The organism is Pseudomonas sp. P42, assembly GCF_017973755.1.
Taxonomy (GTDB): domain Bacteria; phylum Pseudomonadota; class Gammaproteobacteria; order Pseudomonadales; family Pseudomonadaceae; genus Aquipseudomonas; species Aquipseudomonas iridis.
Genome location: NZ_JACOPU010000008.1, coordinates 114323 through 135956 on the forward strand (window position 1 = coordinate 114323; position 21634 = coordinate 135956).

20 protein-coding genes are annotated in these 21634 nt (G+C 60.1%); 14 read left to right on the top strand and 6 right to left on the bottom strand.

Annotated features, from left to right (window positions below; all coding sequences use genetic code 11):
• Positions 1-69: 69 nt before the first annotated feature.
• The 3 genes from H8B20_RS24655 to H8B20_RS24665 form a co-directional block, all read right to left on the bottom strand.
• Positions 70-711: an oxidoreductase gene (locus H8B20_RS24655; protein ID WP_210624877.1), complete on the bottom strand. Its 642-nt coding sequence runs from the start codon at positions 709-711 to the stop codon at positions 70-72.
• Positions 712-738: 27 nt separating this feature from the next.
• A complete protein-coding gene (locus tag H8B20_RS24660; protein WP_047303611.1) occupies positions 739-2466 on the bottom strand; it encodes a C13 family peptidase in 1728 nt (575 codons plus the stop codon).
• Positions 2467-2576: 110 nt separating this feature from the next.
• Entirely contained in the window at positions 2577-3032 is a 456-nt protein-coding gene (locus tag H8B20_RS24665) for a MaoC family dehydratase (RefSeq protein WP_042561263.1), read from the bottom strand.
• 180 nt (positions 3033-3212) lie between these two features.
• Between H8B20_RS24665 and H8B20_RS24670 the strand changes: the two genes are divergently transcribed.
• Genes H8B20_RS24670 through H8B20_RS24680 form a run of 3 tightly spaced genes read left to right on the top strand, consistent with a single transcriptional unit; the run spans position 3213 to position 4892 of the window.
• Positions 3213-3575 (top strand): CidA/LrgA family protein, encoded by a 363-nt coding sequence (locus H8B20_RS24670; RefSeq protein ID WP_042561262.1) that lies wholly within the window; start codon positions 3213-3215, stop codon positions 3573-3575.
• Complete coding sequence (locus H8B20_RS24675) at positions 3575-4291, top strand: LrgB family protein (RefSeq protein WP_042561261.1); 717 nt, start codon at positions 3575-3577, stop codon at positions 4289-4291. The genes H8B20_RS24670 and H8B20_RS24675 overlap by 1 nt, the downstream gene beginning before the upstream one ends.
• Before the next feature lie 10 nt (positions 4292-4301).
• A complete protein-coding gene (locus H8B20_RS24680; protein ID WP_210624878.1) occupies positions 4302-4892 on the top strand; it encodes an LON peptidase substrate-binding domain-containing protein in 591 nt (196 codons plus the stop codon).
• A gap of 9 nt (positions 4893-4901) precedes the next feature.
• On the opposite strand, the gene H8B20_RS24685 is transcribed toward H8B20_RS24680, so the two are convergent.
• The 3 genes from H8B20_RS24685 to H8B20_RS24695 form a co-directional block, all read right to left on the bottom strand.
• Positions 4902-8411, bottom strand: coding sequence for a calcium-binding protein (locus H8B20_RS24685; protein ID WP_342345723.1), 3510 nt, complete (start codon positions 8409-8411; stop codon positions 4902-4904).
• 477 nt (positions 8412-8888) lie between these two features.
• A complete protein-coding gene (locus H8B20_RS24690; RefSeq protein ID WP_210624879.1) occupies positions 8889-10205 on the bottom strand; it encodes a bifunctional DedA family/phosphatase PAP2 family protein in 1317 nt (438 codons plus the stop codon).
• A gap of 113 nt (positions 10206-10318) precedes the next feature.
• On the bottom strand, positions 10319-11014 hold the full coding sequence (locus tag H8B20_RS24695; protein ID WP_210624951.1) for a DNA-3-methyladenine glycosylase: 696 nt from the start codon (positions 11012-11014) through the stop codon (positions 10319-10321).
• Positions 11015-11191: 177 nt separating this feature from the next.
• Here H8B20_RS24695 and H8B20_RS24700 point away from each other — a divergent pair, with 177 nt between their 5' ends.
• From H8B20_RS24700 to lipB, 11 genes are all read left to right on the top strand, one after another.
• Positions 11192-12463, top strand: coding sequence for a glutamate-5-semialdehyde dehydrogenase (locus tag H8B20_RS24700; RefSeq protein WP_210624880.1), 1272 nt, complete (start codon positions 11192-11194; stop codon positions 12461-12463).
• Positions 12432-13154, top strand: coding sequence for a nicotinate-nucleotide adenylyltransferase (gene nadD, locus H8B20_RS24705; protein WP_115146500.1), 723 nt, complete (start codon positions 12432-12434; stop codon positions 13152-13154). The genes H8B20_RS24700 and nadD overlap by 32 nt, the downstream gene beginning before the upstream one ends.
• A 72-nt stretch (positions 13155-13226) precedes the next feature.
• A complete protein-coding gene (rsfS, locus tag H8B20_RS24710) occupies positions 13227-13721 on the top strand; it encodes a ribosome silencing factor (RefSeq protein WP_042561254.1) in 495 nt (164 codons plus the stop codon).
• A 9-nt stretch (positions 13722-13730) separates the two neighbouring features.
• Positions 13731-14198 (top strand): 23S rRNA (pseudouridine(1915)-N(3))-methyltransferase RlmH, encoded by a 468-nt coding sequence (gene rlmH, locus H8B20_RS24715; RefSeq protein WP_007937439.1) that lies wholly within the window; start codon positions 13731-13733, stop codon positions 14196-14198.
• A 10-nt stretch (positions 14199-14208) separates the two neighbouring features.
• Complete coding sequence (gene mrdA / locus H8B20_RS24720; RefSeq protein ID WP_210624881.1) at positions 14209-16104, top strand: penicillin-binding protein 2; 1896 nt, start codon at positions 14209-14211, stop codon at positions 16102-16104.
• 31 nt (positions 16105-16135) lie between these two features.
• Positions 16136-17239, top strand: coding sequence for a rod shape-determining protein RodA (gene rodA / locus H8B20_RS24725; protein ID WP_042562213.1), 1104 nt, complete (start codon positions 16136-16138; stop codon positions 17237-17239).
• Positions 17240-17256: 17 nt separating this feature from the next.
• Complete coding sequence (gene mltB / locus H8B20_RS24730; RefSeq protein WP_042561252.1) at positions 17257-18267, top strand: lytic murein transglycosylase B; 1011 nt, start codon at positions 17257-17259, stop codon at positions 18265-18267.
• Positions 18267-19277 (top strand): septal ring lytic transglycosylase RlpA family protein, encoded by a 1011-nt coding sequence (locus tag H8B20_RS24735; protein ID WP_042561251.1) that lies wholly within the window; start codon positions 18267-18269, stop codon positions 19275-19277. Before mltB ends, H8B20_RS24735 begins: the two co-directional genes overlap by 1 nt.
• 170 nt (positions 19278-19447) lie before the next feature.
• Entirely contained in the window at positions 19448-20605 is a 1158-nt protein-coding gene (locus H8B20_RS24740) for a D-alanyl-D-alanine carboxypeptidase family protein (protein WP_200613224.1), read from the top strand.
• Between the two features lie 85 nt (positions 20606-20690).
• Positions 20691-20966, top strand: a complete 276-nt coding sequence (locus tag H8B20_RS24745; protein WP_042561249.1) for a DUF493 domain-containing protein — start codon at positions 20691-20693, stop codon at positions 20964-20966.
• On the top strand, positions 20966-21613 hold the full coding sequence (gene lipB, locus H8B20_RS24750) for a lipoyl(octanoyl) transferase LipB (protein ID WP_042561248.1): 648 nt from the start codon (positions 20966-20968) through the stop codon (positions 21611-21613). The genes H8B20_RS24745 and lipB overlap by 1 nt, the downstream gene beginning before the upstream one ends.
• Positions 21614-21634: the final 21 nt, after the last annotated feature.

The window sequence follows — 21634 nt, forward strand, 5'->3', positions numbered from 1 at the left end:
TTGGCCACGAATATTGTGTTCACTGAGGATCAGTGTGGGAGCCAGCCTGCAGGCGATAGCGATTTCAGATTATTTGCCCAGTTTCCTCAGTTCATCCGATTCGATCACCCGAACCCCATCCTGCTCCTCCAGCGCCAGTCGCCACATTGCCCGGGCCAGTTGGCACGCTTCAATTCCCCGGTATTTACCCGGAATCAATTTCGAAAACGGCGCAGCAAGCTGCTCGCCCAGGCGTGGTTCGGAACGTTCGCCCAGCAACAGCGACGGCCGGCAAATGGTCAGTTGCGGCCAGTCTTGCGCGCGCAGTGCCTGCTCCATTTCACCTTTGACCCGGTTGTAGAAAACCGACGATTTCGGATCGGCGCCGATGGCGCTGATCACGATCAGATGCCGCGCACCCATCTCCCGCGCGCGCTTGGCAAACGCCACCACCATGTCCAGATCGACTGCGCGAAACGCCGTTTCGGAGCCGGCCTGCTTGATGGTGGTGCCGAGGCAGCAATAGGCGATGTCGACGCGACCGCTGAGCTGCGGCAGAAAGGCCTGTGGGTCGCCGACCGGGTTTTCCAGGTGCGGATGCTCGGCCAGTGGCCGACGGGAGGGGGCGAGGACGCGAGAAATCGTTGGCTCGTTGAGCAAACGGTCGAGTAGATGTTCACCGGTCAAACCGGTGGCTCCGGCAAGCAATACGTGCTGAGGCGTCAAGTACATAGTGTCTCTCCCTTGATACTGTTCAGCTTAGTTGCTCTTTATCGCTCCGTCGTTCAACGCAGCACTTTGCAAAGCTTTTCGCGCTTGCTGTTTACGCAGTTGCTGCCAGTGCGACAGCACGGTTTTCGGTGCCCAGATCTGCGGCTCCGAGGCTTCGAAATTGTCCGCCAGTTCACGCTCGGCGACGGTGGCCCTGGCCAGTTTGAAGGCTTGCTCCAGATCGTCGGTCTGGTTCAATGCCTGGGCGAACAGCGCATCGCCGAAGTAGGTGAAGTTGGCTTCTTCGGAGCAACCGAAGGACACGCGATCAGCGCGCGAGGCGGTCATGATCAGCGTGCGTTCGTCTTTGAGCGCCGGGATGAAACCGCCGGAGTAACACGCGGAAATCACGATGATCTTGTCGCGGTTTTTCAGCGGCGCGAGCACGGCGGCGAGTTCGTCGGCGGGCAGGTCGGCCAGTTCCATGCGCGGCTGGTCGAGCACCAGCTCATGTTCGGCGGTGCCGTGGCTGGTCAGGTAGATGAACAGCAAATCTTCCGGACCACTGCGTTCGGCCAGGGTCAGTGCAGCGCGGCGCAGGTTCTCTCGAGTGGCCATCGGTCGGTCGCCGAGGTGGTCGCGGTGGTTGACCAGACGAATCTGGCCGTGCGCGCCGAAACGCGTATTGAGCATGTTGGCGACGTAGTCGGATTCGCGCAGGAACACGCTTTGCTTGCCGTCGCCGCCGAGGGTCAGGGTGTACAACTCGACCGCAGGCGTCGAGGGCGGAATCGCCGCCAATGCCTCATCAAGCAAACGGCCCTGAGCGAGCAAGCCGAGTTCGAGGGTGTCGGGCAGCAATTTGCCATCGGCATCACGCACACGCTGACCGTTGATCCAGGTGCCGCTCATGACACTGCCGTCGGTGAGCACCAGCGTGCCGCGCCCCGAATAACTGTCGTTGTCGAATCCGCCGATATAAAAGCTGCCATCGGACAGGTTCAAGCGACCCTGACCGCTGAAGCGCCAGTCGCTGAACGAACCGATGTAATGGCTACCGTCGGCGCCGATCAATTCGCCCTTGCCGGTCAGCGCGCCTTCCTTGAACTGGCCGAGCCAGACGTCGCCGTCGGCGTTTTCGTAGCGGCCCTTGCCGTGCAGTTGGTTGTTCTTGAAGCCACCGACATAGATGTCGCCGTCAGCGCTGTTGAACGTACCGTTGCCTTCAAGCTGACCGTTGACGAAATGGCCGGTGAACGAGTTACCGCTGGAATCACCGCGCTGGCCTTCGCCATTGGGTTTGCCGTGGGCGAACTGGCCTTGATAAGAGCTGCCGTCATCCATTTCGAGACGGCCGAGCCCGGAATATTGATCAGCCTTGAATTCGCCACGGTAGGTCATGGCGTTTTCTTTCAACGTGCCTTCGCCGTCACGCCGGCCCTGTTTGAAGCCGCCGGTGTAACTGCTGGCATTGGTGGTCAGGCTGCCCTGACCGTCGAACAAACCTTGCTGGAACTGGCCGCGATAGATCTCGCCATTACTGCCATGCCATTCGCCCTGCCCATGCCACTGCCCCTTGTCGAACTGCCCGGCGTACCAGCTGCCGTTGGGGTAGTCGACACGTCCCTGACCTTGCAGCAAGCCATCGACCAACTCGCCGCGATAGCGTCCGCCGTCCGGCAGGCGCGCATCCGGGGGCAACAGCGATTCGCCGTCGCCGCAAGCGGCAAGCAACAGGGTCAAGGCAAGGGGTGCAAGACAAGCGAGTGAGCGCATAGCGGGATCCGGGCAATTAGGCGACCGAGTATGCCGCAGCTATGTGTCCTTATACAGCCGCTCAGGGGAAGCAGATGCGAAACAGCGTGCGCCGCTTCGCATCCCGGCGCTTAAACGAAGCAGAGCGACAGCGGTTCGGCGATGTAGGCCGGTTTGTCCGAGCCTTCTATCTCAAGTGTCGCGGTGGCTTTGAGCAGCCACTGGCCAGGTTTCTTCTCGGTCACTTCAACCATGTCGACCTTGAGTCGGACTTTCGAATTGACCTTCACGGGCTGGATGAAACGCACACTGTCCAGACCGTAGTTGACGACCATCTTCACGCCTTCGGGCAGGATCAGGATGTCTTCCATCAGTTTGGGCATTAGTGACAACGACAGGAAACCGTGGGCAATGGTGCTGCCAAAAGGCGTTTGCGCGGCTTTGACCGGGTCGACGTGAATGAACTGAAAATCACCGGTGGCTTCGGCGAACAGGTTGATGCGTTCCTGATCGATGGTGAGCCATTCGGAACGTCCGAGTTCCTTGCCGACATAATCTTTGAGCTCTGCAACTGGAACATAGGGCATTGAGACTCTCCTTGGGTTCATCTGTTTTATAGTTTTTCAGGTGGGGGATTTGACCGCCCTGCGAACCACTGTAGATCATCATGGCAATTTGCTCCGGTCAACCGACCATGCTTTTGGCGAATGCCGATCCATAGCGCGGGCATGCTTATAATGCCGGGCGCTTTTTGTCGGAGATGTCAGATGTTGTTACGTGGCCTGACCTTGCTGGTGCTGTTCCAATTGCTCGGCACGGCACTCAATCATTTGCTCTTGCCGGTGCTGCCGGGGCCGATCATCGGTCTGCTGCTGTTGCTGGTATTCCTGATTATTCGCGGTGAAGTCGGCGAGCCTTTGAATCTGGCGGCCGGCAGTCTGCTGCGGTATCTGCCGTTATTGCTGGTGCCACCCGCAGTCGGTGTGATGGTGTACGCCACGGCGATTGCCGCCGATTTCTGGGCGATTGTCGGTGCGCTGGTGGTGTCGCTGATTCTCTCGATGGCCTTCGCCGGTGTGCTGATGCAACGCCTGGCCAAGCGCCACGCGCAGCCGTCGGAGGAGTCCTGATGCTCTTTGATTGGCACGGCGCCTGGGCGTCGGTGATTCACCATCCGCTGTTTGGCATCGGCATCACCCTTGGTGCCTATCAACTGGTGCTGGCGGCGTTCGAGAAAACGCGCTGGATCTTTTTGCAGCCGGTGCTGGTCTCCATGCTGTTGGTGATCGGTGTACTGGTCGGCTGCGGCCTGACGTACGCCGAGTACCGCAAGAGCACCGAGATCCTCAGCATTCTGCTCGGCCCGGCGACGGTAGCGCTGGCGGTGCCGCTGTATCTCAATCTGCGGCGCATTCGCCAATTGTTCTGGCCGATTTTTACTACGCTAGTGATAGGCGGCGTGGTCGCCACGGGCATGGGCGTCTTGCTGGGGTGGTGGTTCGGCGCTGATCACATGATCCTGATGACCATGGCGCCGAAGTCAGTGACCTCGCCGATCGCGATGCTGGTGGCCGAGCAGATCGGTGGCGTGGCGGCGCTGGCGGCGGTATTCGTGCTGATCACCGGGGTCATCGGTGCGATCTTCGGCCCGGCGCTGTTGACCCGCCTCGGCGTGCACAGCCCCGAAGCACGCGGCATGGCGCTGGGCATGACCGCGCATGCCGTCGGTACGGCGGTGGCGATGCAGGAAAGTGACGAGACCGGCGCCTTCGCGGCGTTGGCAATGAGTCTGATGGGCGTGGCCACGGCGGTGTTCCTGCCGTTGGCGGTGTCGATGGTGGTGTAAGGAAATGTCTATGAGTCTGGCGCTTTTCCCGTTGAACACAGTGCTGTTTCCCGGCTGCAACCTCGACTTGCAGATCTTCGAGGCGCGCTACCTGGACATGATTGGCCGCTGCATGAAACAGGGTGGCGGCTTTGGCGTGGTGTGCATTCTCGATGGCCTTGAAGTCGGTATCGCTCCCGCGGGTTACGCGCTGGTGGGATGTGAAGCGCGGATCACCGATTTCCAGCAGCAGGACAACGGCTTGCTGGGCATTCGCGTACAAGGCGGGCGGCGTTTCCATGTGTTGCGCACCGAAGTGCAGCGCGACCAGTTGATCCTCGCCGACGTCGAGTGGCTGGACGATGAACCCGAGCAACCCTTGCAGGACGAAGACGCCGATCTGGTGGCGCTGCTCAAGGCGCTCGCCGAGCACCCGATGGTCGAGGCGTTGAACATGGGCACCGAGGCGCACGGCCAGCAGTCATTGGCCAATCAGTTGGCCTACCTGCTGCCGTTTACCGAAGAAGACAAGATTGATCTGCTGCAACTCGACGATCCGCAGCAGCGACTGGATGCTATCCAGGCGCTGCTCGATGAACTGCAAGGTGAGTTGTTCGCGTGATGGTCGTTTTTATTTGCCTGGGACGCGCGGCAAGGCGATCGATTCAAGATTGATGCTGAGGTCTTCGGCGGCGATGCGGTAACCCGGCGGGTTGTCGACGCTCCAGTAATCGTGCGTGGCGTTGTACAACACATTCGCGCCGACAGCCTTGTCGGTGAAGATATTGCGAACCCTGACCACCCCCACCAGTTGCTGGCGTTTGCGGTGTGCCCCGAGGTCTTCACTTAATGCTTTGACGCTGCTGTAAGCCTGCGCATTGACTTCGTGCAGTTGCAGCATTTCGAACACAAGGTTGATTTCATAGACATTGCCGCTGGAGGTGATTACATGAACCGACTCGACCGGAATATCAGCGGCTTCGATGTTGGGTAGCGTGATGATGACGGTTCCCACATGCAGAGTCGTGCCCTCCAGGCGTATCTCGTTGCCCGTGATCGTTTCCTTCATGTTTGCGGTGTGAATCGTCCAGCTCGAGGCATTCGCGGTTTTCGCCTCGGCACCTGGTGTTGCCAGGCTGATCATCGCGTTGCTGGCAGGGAAGACTTCGTACTCGGCACTCTGACCTTGCAGCGCGTAAATGCCTTGAGGTGTGTCTGCCTTGATCTCGATCCTGGCGTTATGCGCCGGGAGCAAGCTCTGCTCGGTGATCCGTGGCGCGTGGAAGAAATAGTGCCCATGGCGCAGTTTCAGGCAGTCGCGAGCATTTTTTCCCTGCAGGCCTGCGCATTTTACGTCCTGCGCATACTCCAGCCTTGGCGCAACCAACCGGCAGGATTTGCCATCACGGAAGACCAGCACGACCTCATTGGCCATGTGCAAGCCATTGGTGAGAATGCCACTACCGCTATTGAATGTGGCGGCGTGTCGCTCGCTGATGACACCGACGAAGTTGATCACCCGGTTGGGAATGAACAGGCTCAGGTTGATGTTGCTGTAAATGAGTGACGAATAGCCAGACACCCCATGGCGGACATCAATGTTGTAGTTGATGTAGGTGTCGCCCACGTCTGCATGGTTACAGTCGAGATAAACGTTGGTAGCCGTCTTCTGGGCGGCAGTTGCGTCGAAGACGATCTTGCCATCGCCCTGGGGGACGAAATATTGCCTGGGGCTGGTGTTGGCGATCTGCACTTTTCCGCCATTGAGGATGCCCAGGGCGGGTGGTTGCCGGCCCGCTACAGTCAGCGCCACCTGCACGTCATGGTCATCGGCGTTATTGAGCGAGGCGGGCAGGACCGGGAGCAGTTCATAACCGTCGCGGGTCTTGAACAGCAGTTGCTGATGGTTGATCAAGCGTTGGCTGTCCAGTTCCCGGTAAACGTTTTCGACGGTCAGGATGTGCTCGGGCAGCTCGCCATCTTCGCCGCGCAAGGAACGCACCACCAGTGACGTGCCGATGACCTGCCAGCGCTGAATGGTCGCCAGCGGCCAGTCGAGTTCGATCAGGCTCGACTGCCCGGCATCCTCGATAATGGTTACCTCCGCGCTGCTGGCGGTGATGAAGTAACGATCCCTGCCGGCGCCGCCGTTCACGCGGCAGTGCGTACCACGGATGAGGATGGTGTCGTCGCCTGCGGCGGCGTCCACTGTATCCATGCCGTTGGCGCTAATCCGATTGGTAACGTCACTGCCGGTAACCCGACTCGCGCCTGCGGTCAATGTCGAGACGTTCTCGATGCCGGTAGTCTGGGCAACCTTGATCAAGGTGTCCGTCGCCCCGGCGCCGCGCAAGCTGACTTCGCCGCTGTGCAGATTGACGTCGTAACCTTGCTGGCGAGTATCCGTGGCAGGACGCCTGGAGGTGAAGGAGAGCAGGTCGGAGCCTTCGCCCCCGTCAAGATTGCTGATGGCTGCCGGTGGCAATTCCCGGTCCAGTTCGGCGTGGGTCACCTCGTAGTGGAATTCGTCGGCCTTGTCGCCGCCAACGAGGTTTTTTGCGTTTGCGCGATAGATGAAGAAATTCGATTTGGCCTTCACGCCGGTGATCGTGTCCTCGCCATCCCCCAGGCGCCACAGGATGCCCTTGTCGTCTCCCAGGGTGCCCGTCACCACGCCGCCAAGATTCTGCGGCAGGCCATCGCGGGCATCGATGACATCGGCGGTTTCCTGCACCACCGGTTCATGGCTGATCTTGAACGGTTGTTCGCCCGCGCCCGCATTCCATTGGTGCTTCCAGAGTTTCACCGGTTGCAGGCTGACGCTGTAATTGCCGTTGAGGACCTGCTCGACGTAGTCGCGGTAGGCGCCGTCCAGCAACTCTCTGGCGGAGCGCTCGACCTGCCGGCCGTGGTCGCTCTGGGTCTTGGCAACCTTGTAGCGATCCAGCACGTCCTGGTCGAGCTCCTTGCGCACGCTGGCGAACCAGCCGGAGCGTAGCCGTTCGTGCGCGCTCAATTCGATATAGTCGTCGATATCGTCAACGATCCGCGCAGCGCGGTAGATCTCCGCACCCAGCACCAGCACACCCGCCGCCAGAATGCCCACGGGACCTGCGATGTTGCCGAAGCCGGCCAGCGCCGCGAGGCCGAGGAGAATACTGACCCCGGCACTGGCCGCGTTCAGCGCGCCGCCGACGTAGTGATCCTGGGCTTCCTTGCCCTGGGTCGCCGCCGCCGCGTTGAATGATTTCACCGCGCCGATCACATCGAAGGGCAGGGTGATGGCGCTGGCGAACAAGCCGGCACCGCGGCCCAGCACCTTGCCCGCCGACGTCGTGGAGAAACGCTGGAAAGCCACTCCGTTGCTCTTGAGCATCGCTTCGCCGGTCTTGCTCAGGCCACGCTCGATGATCAGTGAGCCAAGCTCCGTGCCAACGGCTCCGGCGTTGAACGCGGCTTCGCCCCAGTCGCCGGTCTTGATCGCGTCTGCGATCCCGGCCATGCCGCTGTAGATTCCGTAAGCCTGCAGGCCGACCCCCGCGCCATTGAAAATGGAGCTTCTGGTTTTGCTGACCCACGTGGGCCAATGGCTAGCGTCGTCGACGTGCTGAATATCGATTTTCTGCGCGGCATTGACGAGTCTGCCGAAGCGCTCCATCGGGCTGCCAGGCGCCAGCGGCTCGGCGGCGCTGAACACTGGCGGCGCACCGATGGAGCGTTTGCACGCCAGTTCGAAGAAGAAGCTGGCAGTGGTGTTGTCCGCCTGCGCGACAGATTTGATCCGGGCCTCGACGGTGTCCGGGTTGAAGCCCAGTGCGTCGAGAAACGCCTGGTCGGGTGTCTTGAGGTTCGTGTTGTCTGCGCTGATCGCATGCCCGGCGATTGTGGCGCCCATGGCCTGAAGCTCGACACGGGTGATGGCGAACTCACCGATGCGCAAGGCGCCCAAGCGTTTGTCGAGCGATCTGAGTGTGCGCGAAGAGGGTTTTTCGGCGCTATCGGCTGGCGATTCATGAATGCCCGGCGGCGTTGCGCTCTGGCCCGTCGCAGGCTTTTGCAGATCGCTCGGCGCGTGGGTCGGTGTGACGTGAATGACTGGCTCAGGTGTTATCGGCCTGGCGGCGTCTATAGGTGTTGGCACAATTCAATCCTTTGAATGGTTGCTGTGAAGTGGCGGCGTGTTGCACTCGGTAAACTCCCTGTTACAGCCAAAAAAATTTCTTCGACGCATGCGACCTGGTCGCCCGGTGCGCGGGTTTATGGGCGCATGAAATCCTTGTCGATCATTTAATTGTTTGAAACGCAAAGTCTGGTCGCAGGCACATGAAGTGTTGTCGAGATGTCATTGAACGACATTGATTGTTCATGATGCCTTTGAGCGATAACTCAGGAAGTTCGCGCACCAATCTAATTGAATAGTGAAATTGTGAAAGTGCCGAAGTTGAATTTGCCCCATTGATATGTAACGCGGTTTTTATACGCAAGTTAATGCGCCGCCAAGTGCGTGAATGAATAGTCGCCGACAGGCAGACAACAACGCTCTCCGGGGCTGGCCGGGAGAGCGAAGTATGATGTTGAGACGAAATTATGCCCGATGACGCCGAAGGGCCCGGCGCCGTCAGTAGGCGTATCGCACCAAGGTATGGGGCAGATGGCGCAAAGCAAAAAAGCTGAACAACGCCACCAGCGCCGGCAGAACCAGCCACCACACTTTGAATGGCATGGCGTTCAACGGGGTTTTGCGCTGGCTCAACCACAACGCCGCCGCGCACACGCACGAGGCCAGCATGGCGCCGGCCAGTATGTCGGTCGGCCAATGCGCGCCCAGATACACCCGCGACAGGGCAATCGACAGCGCGGGTATGCAAGCGATCAGCAGCCAGGTCAGGCGCAGGCGTGGCGGTTGCCCGCGCCCGGCCAGCACGCCGAGGGTCAGGAACAGCGCGAACGCGCCCGATGAATGGCCGCTGGGCATGCTGAAGCTGGTAATAGGGTCGGTCAGCACTTCCGGGCGTACACGGGCGAAAAACTGTTTGGTCGCGGTGTTCGCCAGTGCGGTGAAGAGCAGGGTGCCGCCAGCGAAAATAGCGTGGCGCCACTGTCGGCACAGCAGCAACAGGCCAATCAGCAGGGCGCTGAACATCAGCATGTTGCGGAACTCGCCGATCAAGGTGAACGTGACCGCGATTTCATCCAGCACCGGTTGGCGATGTTCCTGCACCAGTGTCATCACGCCCTGATCGAGTGACGTCAGGTACGGAAAGCCGATGAACAGGCCAATCAGAATCAACAGGCTCATGCTGCTGATCCAGACCGTTGCGCGGCGATGGCGGCGCACGCTGCTGTTGACACTGAGGCCGACCATCGCCGCGATGCTGCCGGCGACGATCCCCGCTTCCAGCCAGAAACCTTCGGGCAATGGCAGGCGGAATGCGGCGCCCGTGGCCCAGCCCGGCAGCAGATAGGCCAGTGTCCAGCCGGCCGAGGCCAGCAGGCTGACGGCGGCGAAGCGGGGGAAGGGCATGTCGCACATGCCAGCGACCATCGGGAGCATCGGTCGCAGTGGTCCGATGAAGCGCCCGACCAACAGACTGGCGATGCCGTAACGTTGGAAATAGCTTTCGGCGCCGCTCATCCATTCAGGATGATGGCGCAACCCCGGCAATCTGCGGATGTTCTGATGGAAATGCCGACCGACGAAGTACGAGATCACATCACCGAGAATGCCGCCAAGAAAACCCAGCAACAGGGTTTCGCTCAACGACAGTGCGCCGCTGCCGGCCAGCACCGCTACGGCAAACAGCAACACCGTGCCGGGCACGATTAAACCGGCAATTGCCAGGCATTCGACAAAAGCCACAATGAACACCGCGACGGCCAGCCACTGTGGATTGGCCGCCAGCCACCCGGTCACGCTATCGAGCCATGGGCCCATACCAAAAACTCCATTTCTTTGATTGCCCCCTCCAGGAGTTGCCACAGGCTGCGATCTTTTGATCTTCAAAGCGAAAGATCACAGCCTTCGGCAGATCCTACAGGGGTTTTTATTTACAGCAGGAAATAGTCCCGACCTTCGACCTGACCCCGGCGCAGCGGGTTCCGCGTACACCATTGCGCGTAGGCGGCGTCGACGAAGCGGTACATCAGGTGCTCGTCACGGCCAGGGGGAATACCCAAACGCGTAGTCTGAATGATGTGCGCGGGCGCCGGTCCGGTATCTTCTACCAGCAACCGCTCATGATCAAAACGCCTGGCGTCCCACATCGGCACCTTCAAACCCAGCGCCTTGCACAATAAGGTCTGACCGGCGCAGAGCTTCTGCGATGGCCGCGGCCGATCTTGCGCGTCAGGATTGTTCAAAAGCATCTGCGCCAGGCTCGCCGGGCCGCTGATTTCATCGACCCACGGATAAGCCGATTTTATCAGTACGGCATTGCCCGGCCCCTGCGCGCTGAAGTTCAGCGAATCGCCGCCACGTGCGTAATACATATAGATGTGGCCACCATCCAGAAACAAAGCCTTACGCTTTTCTGTATAGCCGAGTGACGCATGGCTGCCTTTTTCCGCGCAGTAATAGGCCTCGGTTTCGATGATTCGCGCACTCAGCCACAGATCACCGACCCGGTGGCGGATGACTTTGCCGAGCAGATCGCGCGCCAATGTCTGTGCGTCACGGTCGAAAAAACTGTCCGCAAGCCCTTGTGGCAGGCGTTCGGCTTGGCTGGCAACGGTCAGGTTGGACATGGCAGGCAATGTTTATCCAGGCTGAAGAGGTCGCGATGATAACAATTTGAGTCTTAATTCCCGCTGAACGTTGGCAATTTTTAGTCCATTTCGACCATCCGCCCGTCACCGCTGTTAGTCCCGGGACGCGACAGCTATAATCTGCCGCTTTCCTCTTTGCCAAGACCCCAGCAGACCATGACTGAGTCCGTTCTTGACTATATGACCCGATTGGGTCGCGCCGCCCGCGAAGCTTCCCGGGTCATCGGCCGTGCCAGCACCGCGCAGAAAAACCGCGCCTTGCAGGCTGCGGCCAATGCACTGGATGCGGCTCGCGCCGAGCTTGCGGCAGCCAATGAACTGGATCTGGCCGCCGGTCGCGCCAGTGGTCTGGAGCCGGCATTGCTGGAACGTCTGGAACTGACCCCGGCGCGCATCGACGGCATGATCGTCGGCCTGCGTCAGGTGGCTGCGCTGCCGGATCCGGTCGGTGCGATCCGTGACATGAGCTTTCGCCCGTCGGGGATTCAGGTCGGCAAGATGCGCGTGCCGCTGGGTGTGATCGGAATCATCTACGAATCTCGGCCCAACGTGACCATCGATGCCGCCAGCCTGTGCCTGAAGTCCGGCAACGCGACTATCCTGCGTGGTGGCTCCGAGGCGATTCATTCCAATCGTGCGATTGCCGCGTGTATCCAGCGCGGTCTGGCCGAAGCCGAACTGCCCGCCGCCGTCGTGCAAGTGGTCGAAACCACTGATCGCGCCGCCGTTGGCGCGATGATCACCATGCCCGAGTACGTCGATGTGATCGTACCGCGCGGTGGTCGTGGCCTGATCGAGCGCATCAGCCGCGATGCCCGTGTGCCGGTGATCAAGCATCTGGACGGCATCTGCCACGTTTACGTCAGTGGCCACGCCGATCTGCCCAAAGCCCAGCGCATCGCGTTCAATGCCAAGACTTACCGTTATGGCATCTGCGGGGCGATGGAGACCTTGCTGGTCGATCAGACAATTGCCAAGGATTTCCTGCCGTCGATGGCGGCGCAGTTCCGCGAAAAAGGCGTCGAGCTGCGTGGCTGCCAGCGCACCCGGGCGATCATCGACGCCGTGGCGGCCAGTGAAGACGACTGGAGCACCGAGTATCTGGCGCCGATTCTGTCGATCCGCGTCGTTGATGGTCTGGACCAGGCGATCGAACACATCAATCATTACGGCTCGCACCACACCGACTCGATCGTCAGCGAAAACCTCGCTGACACCCGGCGGTTTGTGGCTGAAGTCGACTCGGCGTCGGTGATGATCAACACCCCGACCTGCTTCGCCGATGGATTTGAATACGGATTGGGTGCCGAGATCGGCATTTCTACTGATAAGCTGCACGCCCGCGGCCCGGTGGGCCTCGAAGGACTGACCTGCGAGAAGTACATTGTGGTCGGTGATGGCCAGTTGCGCGGCCAGGCGACGGTCTGACTTGACCGACCTCGACCTGACAACGCCGCCGCCCGGCAACGAACCCCGCCCTCTGCGCATTGGCGTACTGGGTGGCACGTTCGATCCGGTGCACATCGGCCATTTGCGCGGTGGGCTGGAAGTCGCCGAAGCGCTGGGGCTGGATGAGTTGCGTTTGATGCCGAGCGCGCGCCCGCCGCATCGCGGCACGCCGCAGGTGTCGGCGCAGGACCGGTTGGCGATGGTCGAGTGCGCGGTGGCCGGAGTGCCGCCGCTGGTGGTGGATGCCTGCGAATTGCAGCGGGACAAACCGTCCTACACCATTGATACCCTGGAGTTGATGCGTGCCGAAATGGCCGCCGAGACCCAGGTTTTTCTGCTTTTGGGCTGGGACGCATTTTGCGGCCTGCCCACTTGGCATCGCTGGGAAGAGTTGCTCCAGCATTGCCACATCCTGGTGCTACAGCGCCCGGACGCCGACAGCGAGCCGCCGGATGCCTTGCGCAACCTGCTGGCAGCGCGTTCGGTGAGCGACCCGCTGGCCCTGAAAGGGCCGAGCGGACAGATTGCATTCGTCTGGCAGACACCGCTCGCGGTCTCTGCCACCCAGATCCGTCAACTGCTGGCCAGCGGTAAGTCGGTACGTTTCCTGGTGCCCGACGCGGTCCTGGCCTACATCGATGCGCACGGTCTATACCGTGCGTCGAACTGAACAAGGCGTGCTTAACTGATACGAATCCACGTGTCGCCAAGCCGCCGAATATATGAGCAAAACGAGTTTTATATGACTGACAAAGATCTACCTAAAGTAAAACGTAAAGGCACATTCAAAAGCGCTCCGTTGCCGGAAGTGGCCAACACCAACGAGCCGCTCAAAGGCGACGAACTGGTCAAGCTTGCTGTTGCCGCTCTTGAAGACGTCAAGGCGCAAGACATCCAGATCATTGATGTTCGCGACAAGCAGAGCATCACTGACTACATGATCATCGCCACCGGTACTTCCAATCGCCAGATCAACGCGATGCTGGACAAGGTTCGCGAAGAAGTCAAAAAGCAGGGCGCCAAGCCGCTGGGCGAAGAAGGCAAGGGCGACAGCGACTGGGTGCTGCTCGACCTCGACCTGGTGATCGTGCACATGATGACCGCCTCGGCGCGTCAGTTCTACGACCTGGAGCGCTTGTGGGCCGGTGCCGAGCAAAGCCGTGCGGCAGACGCCAAGCACCACAGCCCGGAAAACACCCACGAGCATTTCACCAAGCTCAACAAAGACCAGCTGTAAGGGATTGCTGTGCGACTGCGACTGATCGCCGTCGGTTCACGCATGCCCAAGTGGGTGGAAGAAGGCTGGCATGAATATGCCAAGCGTCTTCCGTCCGAGCTGGCGTTGGAACTGGTGGAAATACCGCTCAATACCCGTGGCAAGAATGCCGACGTGGCCCGTTTCATCCGCCAGGAAGGCGAAGCCATGCTGGCCAAGGTCGGGCCGAACGAGCGGGTTGTCACGCTGGAAGTCCACGGCAAACCCTGGAGCACCGAGCAGCTTGCGGTCGAACTCGACCGTTGGCGGCTGGATTCGCGCACGGTCAACTTCATGGTTGGCGGCCCCGAGGGGCTGGCGCCTGAAGTCTGTGCCCGCGCTGATCAGCGCTGGTCGTTGTCGCCGCTGACCTTGCCGCATCCGCTGGTGCGGATCCTCATCGGCGAACAGCTGTACCGTGCCTGGACCGTGCTGTCCGGTCACCCTTACCACAAGTAATCCTGCCCTCATGTCTCAGCCGATCCGCATCAAGGACCACGAAAAGGACGCACGCCTGGTGCGTAGCCGCGTCGTGTTCGGGGCCATTGCAGTCGTGCTGTTGATCTGCGTGTTGATTGCGCGGCTGTATTACTTGCAGGTGATCCAGTACGAGTACCACTCGACGCTTTCGGAAAACAACCGTGTTCACGTGCAGCCGATTCCGCCGACCCGTGGGTTGATTTTCGACCGCAACGGCGTGGTGGTGGCGGACAACCGGCCGAGCTTCAGCCTGAGCATGACCCGCGAGCGCTCCGGCGACTGGCAGCAAGTGCTCGACGTGATCGTCGAAGTGCTGGAACTGACGCCAGAAGACCGGGTGATCTTTGAGAAGCGCATGCGCCAGGGGCGTCGGCCGTTCGAGCCGGTGCCGATCCTGTTCGAACTCAGCGAAGAACAGATCGCCCGCATCGCGGTGAACCAGTTCCGTCTGCCGGGCGTGGAAGTCGTTGCGCAACTGGTCCGTCACTATCCGCAGGGCGCGCATTTTGCACACTCGGTGGGTTACATGGGGCGGATCAACGAGAAAGAGCTCAAAAGCCTCGATCCGGTCAACTACAGCGGCACCCACCACATCGGCAAGACGGGCATCGAGCGTTTCTACGAGCCTGAGCTGCACGGGCAGGTGGGTTACGAAGAAGTCGAGACCAACGCTCGCGGCCGCGTTCTGCGCGTGCTCAAGCGTACCGATCCGATTCCCGGCAAGGACATCGTCCTGAGTCTGGACATCAAATTGCAGGAAGCCGCCGAAGCCGCACTGGGTGGTCGTCGTGGTGCGGTGGTTGCACTCGATCCGAAAACCGGCGAAGTGCTGGCGATGGTCAGTCAGCCGAGCTTCGACCCGAACCTGTTCGTCACCGGCATCAGCTTCAAGGCGTACGCCGAGCTGCGCGATTCCATCGATCGGCCACTGTTCAACCGCGTACTGCGCGGACTGTATCCGCCGGGTTCAACGATCAAGCCAGCCGTGGCGATCGCCGGCCTCGATTCGGGTGTGGTGACCGCGTCGAGCCGGGTGTTCGACCCGGGCTACTACATGCTGCCCAACTACGATCACAAATACCGTAACTGGAACCGCACGGGTGACGGCTTCGTCGACCTCGACATGGCGATCATGCGCTCCAATGACACCTACTTCTATGATCTGGCCCACAAGCTCGGTATTGATCGGTTGTCGGCCTACATGAACAAGTTCGGCATTGGTCAGAAGGTTTCGCTGGACATGTTCGAAGAATCACCCGGCCTGATGCCTTCCCGCGAGTGGAAGCGCGCGACCCGCAAACAGGCGTGGTTCCCGGGCGAAACGCTGATTCTGGGGATCGGCCAGGGCTACATGCAATCGACCCCGCTGCAGTTGGCTCAGGCCACGGCACTGGTGGCGAACAAAGGCGTGTGGAACCGCCCGCACCTGGCCAAATCCCTCGATGGGGTACAGCCGGTGGACGAAAATCCGATACCGGACATTATCCTGCGCGATCCGTCCGACTGGGCCAAGGTCAACCACGGCATGCAGCAAGTGATGCACGGCGCCCGGGGTACCGCGCGTAAAGCGGCCATTGGCGCGCAATACCGTATCGCCGGCAAGTCGGGTACGGCCCAGGTCGTGGCGATCAAGCAGGGCGAGAAATACGACCGCTCCAAGGTTCAGGAACGCCATCGTGACCACGCCTTGTTCGTCGGTTTCGCTCCGGCCGATGACCCGAAAATTGTTGTTTCGGTGATGGTCGAGAACGGTGAGTCCGGTTCCGGCGTCGCCGCGCCCGTGGTACGTCAGATCATGGACGCCTGGCTTCTGGGTCAGGACGGACGTTTGAAGGCCGAATACGCCAGCCCAATCAGTTCGGAGGCTACGGCCCGTGATGAATAACTTTGATCGCATGCTCTCCAGTGAGGATGTGATGCGCCGCCGCGCGACGCTGCTGCAAAGACTGCATATCGATGGGCCGCTGCTGATCCTGTTGTTGATTCTCGCTGCCGGCAGCCTGTTCGTGCTGTATTCGGCCAGCGGCAAGAGCTGGGATCTGCTGGGCAAACAGGCCACTTCGTTCGGTATCGGCCTAGTGTCGATGATCGTCATCGCCCAGTTCGAACCGCGTTTCATGGCGCGCTGGGTGCCGCTGGGCTACGTGATCGGCGTGCTGCTGCTGTTGGTGGTCGACATCATGGGTCACAACGCCATGGGCGCCACACGCTGGATCAACATTCCCGGTGTGATTCGATTCCAGCCCTCGGAATTCATGAAAATCCTGATGCCAGCGACCATTGCCTGGTATCTGTCCAAGCGGACATTGCCCCCACAACTCAAGCATGTCGGCATCAGCCTGATGCTGATTGGCGTGCCGTTTGCGCTGATTGTCCGCCAGCCGGACCTCGGCACTTCGCTGCTGATTCTGGCCGGCGGGGCATTCGTGCTGTTCATGGGCGGCTTGCGCTGGCGCTGGATCGTCAGCGTACTGGCTGCGGCCATTCCGGTGTCGGTCGCGATGTGGTTCTTCGTGATGCACGACTACCAGAAGCAGCGCGTATTGACGTTCCTCGACCCGGAAAGCGACCCGCTAGGCACTGGCTGGAACATTATTCAGTCGAAAGCTGCTATCGGTTCCGGAGGCGTATTCGGCAAGGGCTGGCTGCTCGGTACCCAGTCGCACCTGGACTTCCTCCCGGAAAGCCACACCGACTTCATCATTGCCGTGCTCGGCGAAGAGTTCGGCTTGGTGGGCATCTGCGCGTTGTTGCTGATTTATTTGCTGTTGATTGGTCGGGGGCTGGTCATCACCGCTCAGGCGCAGACGCTGTTCGGCAAATTGCTCGCCGGCGCGTTGACCATGACGTTTTTTGTTTATGTTTTCGTCAACATCGGTATGGTCAGTGGCCTGTTGCCGGTTGTAGGGGTTCCATTGCCGTTCATTAGCTACGGAGGAACTTCGCTGGTGACGCTGCTGTCAGCGTTTGGGGTTTTGATGTCGATCCATACCCATCGCAAGTGGATCGCACAGGTTTGAATAAGGTGAAGAGTTCAATGCAAGTAATGCGTGGCTGGGCGACTCGATGCGCGCCATGGGTTGGCCTGGTAGGCCTGCTTGGCAGCGTGCAGGAAGCGCTGGCCGGCGAATATGAAGGCTCACCCCAGGTGGCCGAATTCGTCGGTGAAATGACCCGCGACTACGGTTTCGCCGGTGAGCAACTGATGGGTGTGTTTCGCGAGGCTCAGCGTAAACAGGCGATTCTAGACGCCATCTCCCGACCTGCCGAGCGGGTCAAGCAGTGGAAGGAATACCGCCCGATGTTCATCACTGACGCGCGTATTGCGCGAGGTGTGGACTTCTGGCGTCAGCACGAGGCCACGCTGGCCCGTGCCGAGCAGGAATACGGCGTGCCGGCACAAGTCATCGTGTCGATCATCGGCGTTGAGACCTTTTTCGGACGTAATACCGGCAATTACCGGGTGATCGATGCCTTGTCGACGCTCGGTTTCGACTATCCTCCCCGTGCCGAATTTTTCCGCAAGGAGCTGCGCGAGTTTCTGCTGCTGGCGCGCGAAGAGCAGGTCGATCCATTGACGCTCAAGGGTTCATACGCCGGGGCGATGGGCCTGCCGCAGTTCATGCCGAGCAGCTTTCGCGCCTATGCAGTGGATTTCGACGGTGACGGCCACATCAATATCTGGAACAACCCGGATGATGCGATCGGCAGTGTCGCCAGTTATTTCAAGCGTCACGGCTGGGTCGCCGGCGAACCGGTGGTCAGCCGCGCCGATGTCCGTGGCGAGCAGGCCGATGAAGGCCTGACCACTGGCATCGAGCCGACAAAGACCGTCGCGGAGTTGCGGGCGCTGGGCTGGTCAAGTCATGATGCGCTGCGCGATGATATGCCGGTTACTGCATTTCGCCTTGAAGGCGAGAACGGCCCCGAATACTGGATGGGCCTGAAGAATTTCTACGCGATCACGCGTTATAACCGCAGCGTGATGTACGCCATGGCCGTACATCAACTGTCTGAACAGCTGGTACAAGCACGGGGCGTCAAGTAATGCGGGCATTGCCTAACAATAAACCCCTGAAGCTGGTGGCATTTGCTGCGTTGGCGGTACTGGTCGCCAGTTGTTCGACCAGCCGTACCCCGACTCAGAAGGCGCCCACAACCGCCGTGCGCAAGCAGCCGGTTCTTGATATCAACCGCGCCCACAAAGATGGCGCGCCGTGGTGGGATGTCGATGTTTCGCGTATCCCCGATGCCACGCCAACCCTGCATACCGGTGCGTACAAGGCCAACCCGTACACTGTGCTGGGCAAGACCTACTTCCCGATACAGGAATCCAAAAGCTACGTCGCTTCGGGCACGGCGTCCTGGTACGGCACCAAGTTTCACGGGCAGAACACCGCCAACGGCGAGGTCTATGACCTGTACGGCATGAGCGCCGCCCACAAGACGTTGCCACTGCCAAGTTACGTTCGGGTGACCAACCTGGACAACAACCGCACAGTGATTCTGCGGGTCAACGATCGCGGGCCGTTCTATTCCGACCGGATCATCGACTTGTCCTACGCGGCGGCAAAAAAACTCGGTTATGCCGAAACCGGCACTGCGCGGGTCAAGGTCGAGGGCATCGACCCGCAGCAATGGTGGGCCGCCAAGGGCCGTCCGGCGCCGTTGATGCTCAATGAGCCACAGGTTGCGCAGAACAGCGCCCCGGTGATCACGGCCTCGGCCGGCACCGTCGAGCAATGGACGCCACCGCCGCAGCAACATGCCGCGGCCGTTGTGCCTGTGCAGATTGATGCAAAAAAAAACGCTTCTGCAACAGCGTCTGGCCAGTATCTGCAGGTGGGCGCCTTCGCCAACCCGGACGCTGCAGAGCTGCTGAGGTCGAAGCTCAGCGGGATGGTGAGCGCTCCGGTGTTCATCAGCTCGATCGTGCGCAATCAGCAGACTCTGCACCGGGTACGCCTGGGGCCTATCGGCTCGCCGGGTGAAATCACCCAGGTGCAGAACAGCGTGCGCCTGGCTAACCTTGGTTCGCCAAGTGTGGTCACCGAGTAACACGTAGAACTTGATTGACGGTTCACCTGCGGTATTGGGGGGTGAACCAGGTTGTTGGCTCGTCGAAGAACAAAAGCCCGGCAAGGGTGACTGGAGTGAGCAACTGAATACGCGATGACTCGTCAGAAAGTCATCTGATTAAATTTTGCATTAGCGATTTCGAGAGACGGATGAACATCACCACCTTTGCCAAACGCCTTTTCCTGCTAGTCCCGCTGCTCCTCTCACCCGCCGCGTTCGCGGTCGAGATGATGCCTTCGCCACCACAACTGGCCGCCAAGTCCTATGTGCTCATGGATGCCAGCAGCGGCAATGTGCTGGTTGAAAACAATGGTGACCAGCGTCTGCCACCGGCCAGCCTGACCAAGCTGATGACCGCGTACATCGCGACCCTGGAAATCCGTCGTGGCCAGATCGGTGAAAACGATCCTGTGACCGTCAGCGAAAACGCCTGGCGTACCGGCGGTTCGCGGATGTTCATCAAAGTCGGTTCGCAAGTCACTGTCAGCGACCTGCTGCACGGCATCATCATCCAGTCCGGTAACGACGCCAGCGTGGCACTGTCCGAGCACATCGCCGGTAGCGAAGACGCCTTCGCCGACGTGATGAACAAGACGGCCACCGAACTGGGCCTGACCAACTCCCACTTCATGAACCCGACCGGTCTGCCAAACCCTGACCATTACTCGTCGGCTCATGACATGGCGATCCTGGCTCGCGCGATCATCCACGAAGACCCGGCTCACTACGCGATCTACTCGCAGAAAGAGTTCTTCTGGAATGGCATCAAACAACCTAACCGCAACCTTTTGCTGTGGCGCGACAAGACCGTTGACGGTCTGAAAACCGGTCACACCGAAGAGGCTGGTTATTGCATGGTGTCCTCGGCTGTCCGTGATGGTCAGCGCCTGATCGCCGTGGTATTCGGCACCAACAGCGATGTGGCTCGCGCTGCTGAAACCCAGAAGCTCTTGACCTATGGCTTCCGCTTCTTCGAAACCCAGACCTTCTATCAGAAGGGCACCGAACTGGCTCAGGCCCCGGTGTGGAAAGGCACCACCAGCCAAGTCAAGGCCGGCCTGGCGCAAGACCTGACCATGACCCTGCCAAAAGGCCAGCTGAAGAAGCTAGCTGCCAGCATGACCATGAACCCGCAACTGACCGCGCCAATCGCCAAGGGCGACGTAATCGGTAAAGTCGAAGTCAAACTGGAAGACAAGGTTGTGCACAGCGCTGACCTGATCGCTCTGGATGGCGTCGAGGAGGGTGGTATTTTCCGCCGCATGTGGGATAGCATCCGTCTATTCTTCTACGGCTTGTTCAACTGATTTGTGTTGACCTGCATGGCCCCGCCCCGATCCGGCGCGGGGCCATGTGCGTTACCACGGCTTGCACTATAGAGGCCGTTACGCCATGACCGATACCGAAGTAAAGGCGCCAAAGATCGAATTCCCTGCCAACGATTACCCGGTTAAGGTGATCAGCGACACGGGTGTCGGCAACAAAGACAAGATCATCGAAATCGTCAAGAAGCACGCGACCATCAACGATGATCGTATTGACGAGCGTTCTAGCAGCAACGGCAAATACACCACGATTCAGTTGCACATCGTCGCCACCGGTCAAGACCAGCTGTACGATATCAACAGCGAACTGCGGGCGACCGGTTTCGTGCACATGGTGCTGTGATGCCGGGCACGCTGGGCTTTCGCGACCTCGGCCAGATGGCTTACGAGCCGGTCTGGCATGCCATGCAACGCTTTACCAACGAGCGCGGCAGCGATGCCGCCGACGAAATCTGGCTCGTCGAGCACCCTCCGGTGTTCACGCAGGGGCAGGCCGGCAAGGCCGAGCACTTGCTTGTGCCGGGTGAAATTCCGGTGGTACAGGTCGATCGCGGCGGGCAGGTGACTTACCATGGCCCCGGCCAATTGGTGGCTTATCTGTTGCTGGATGTACGCAAGCTGGGTTTTGGCGTGCGTGATCTGGTCAGTCGCATGGAGCTATGCCTGATCGAACTTCTGGCCAGTTACGGTGTGACCGCAACGGCCAAGCCAGACGCTCCCGGCGTGTATGTAGATGGAGCGAAAATCGCTTCTCTGGGTTTGCGCATTCGCCATGGTTGTTCCTTTCATGGACTGGCCCTGAACGTGGATATGAACCTGGAACCGTTTCGACGGATTAATCCCTGCGGCTACGCCGGGCTGGCGATGACCCAGCTGAGCGATCACGCAGGATCGATTGAATTTGCCGAGGTAAGTGCCCGGCTGCGCGCGCAGCTCGTCAAACACCTCGACTATGCTGAGCAGACGACCCTGACGGGCGGAATCGACTGATATGACTACTGATGCAGTGCA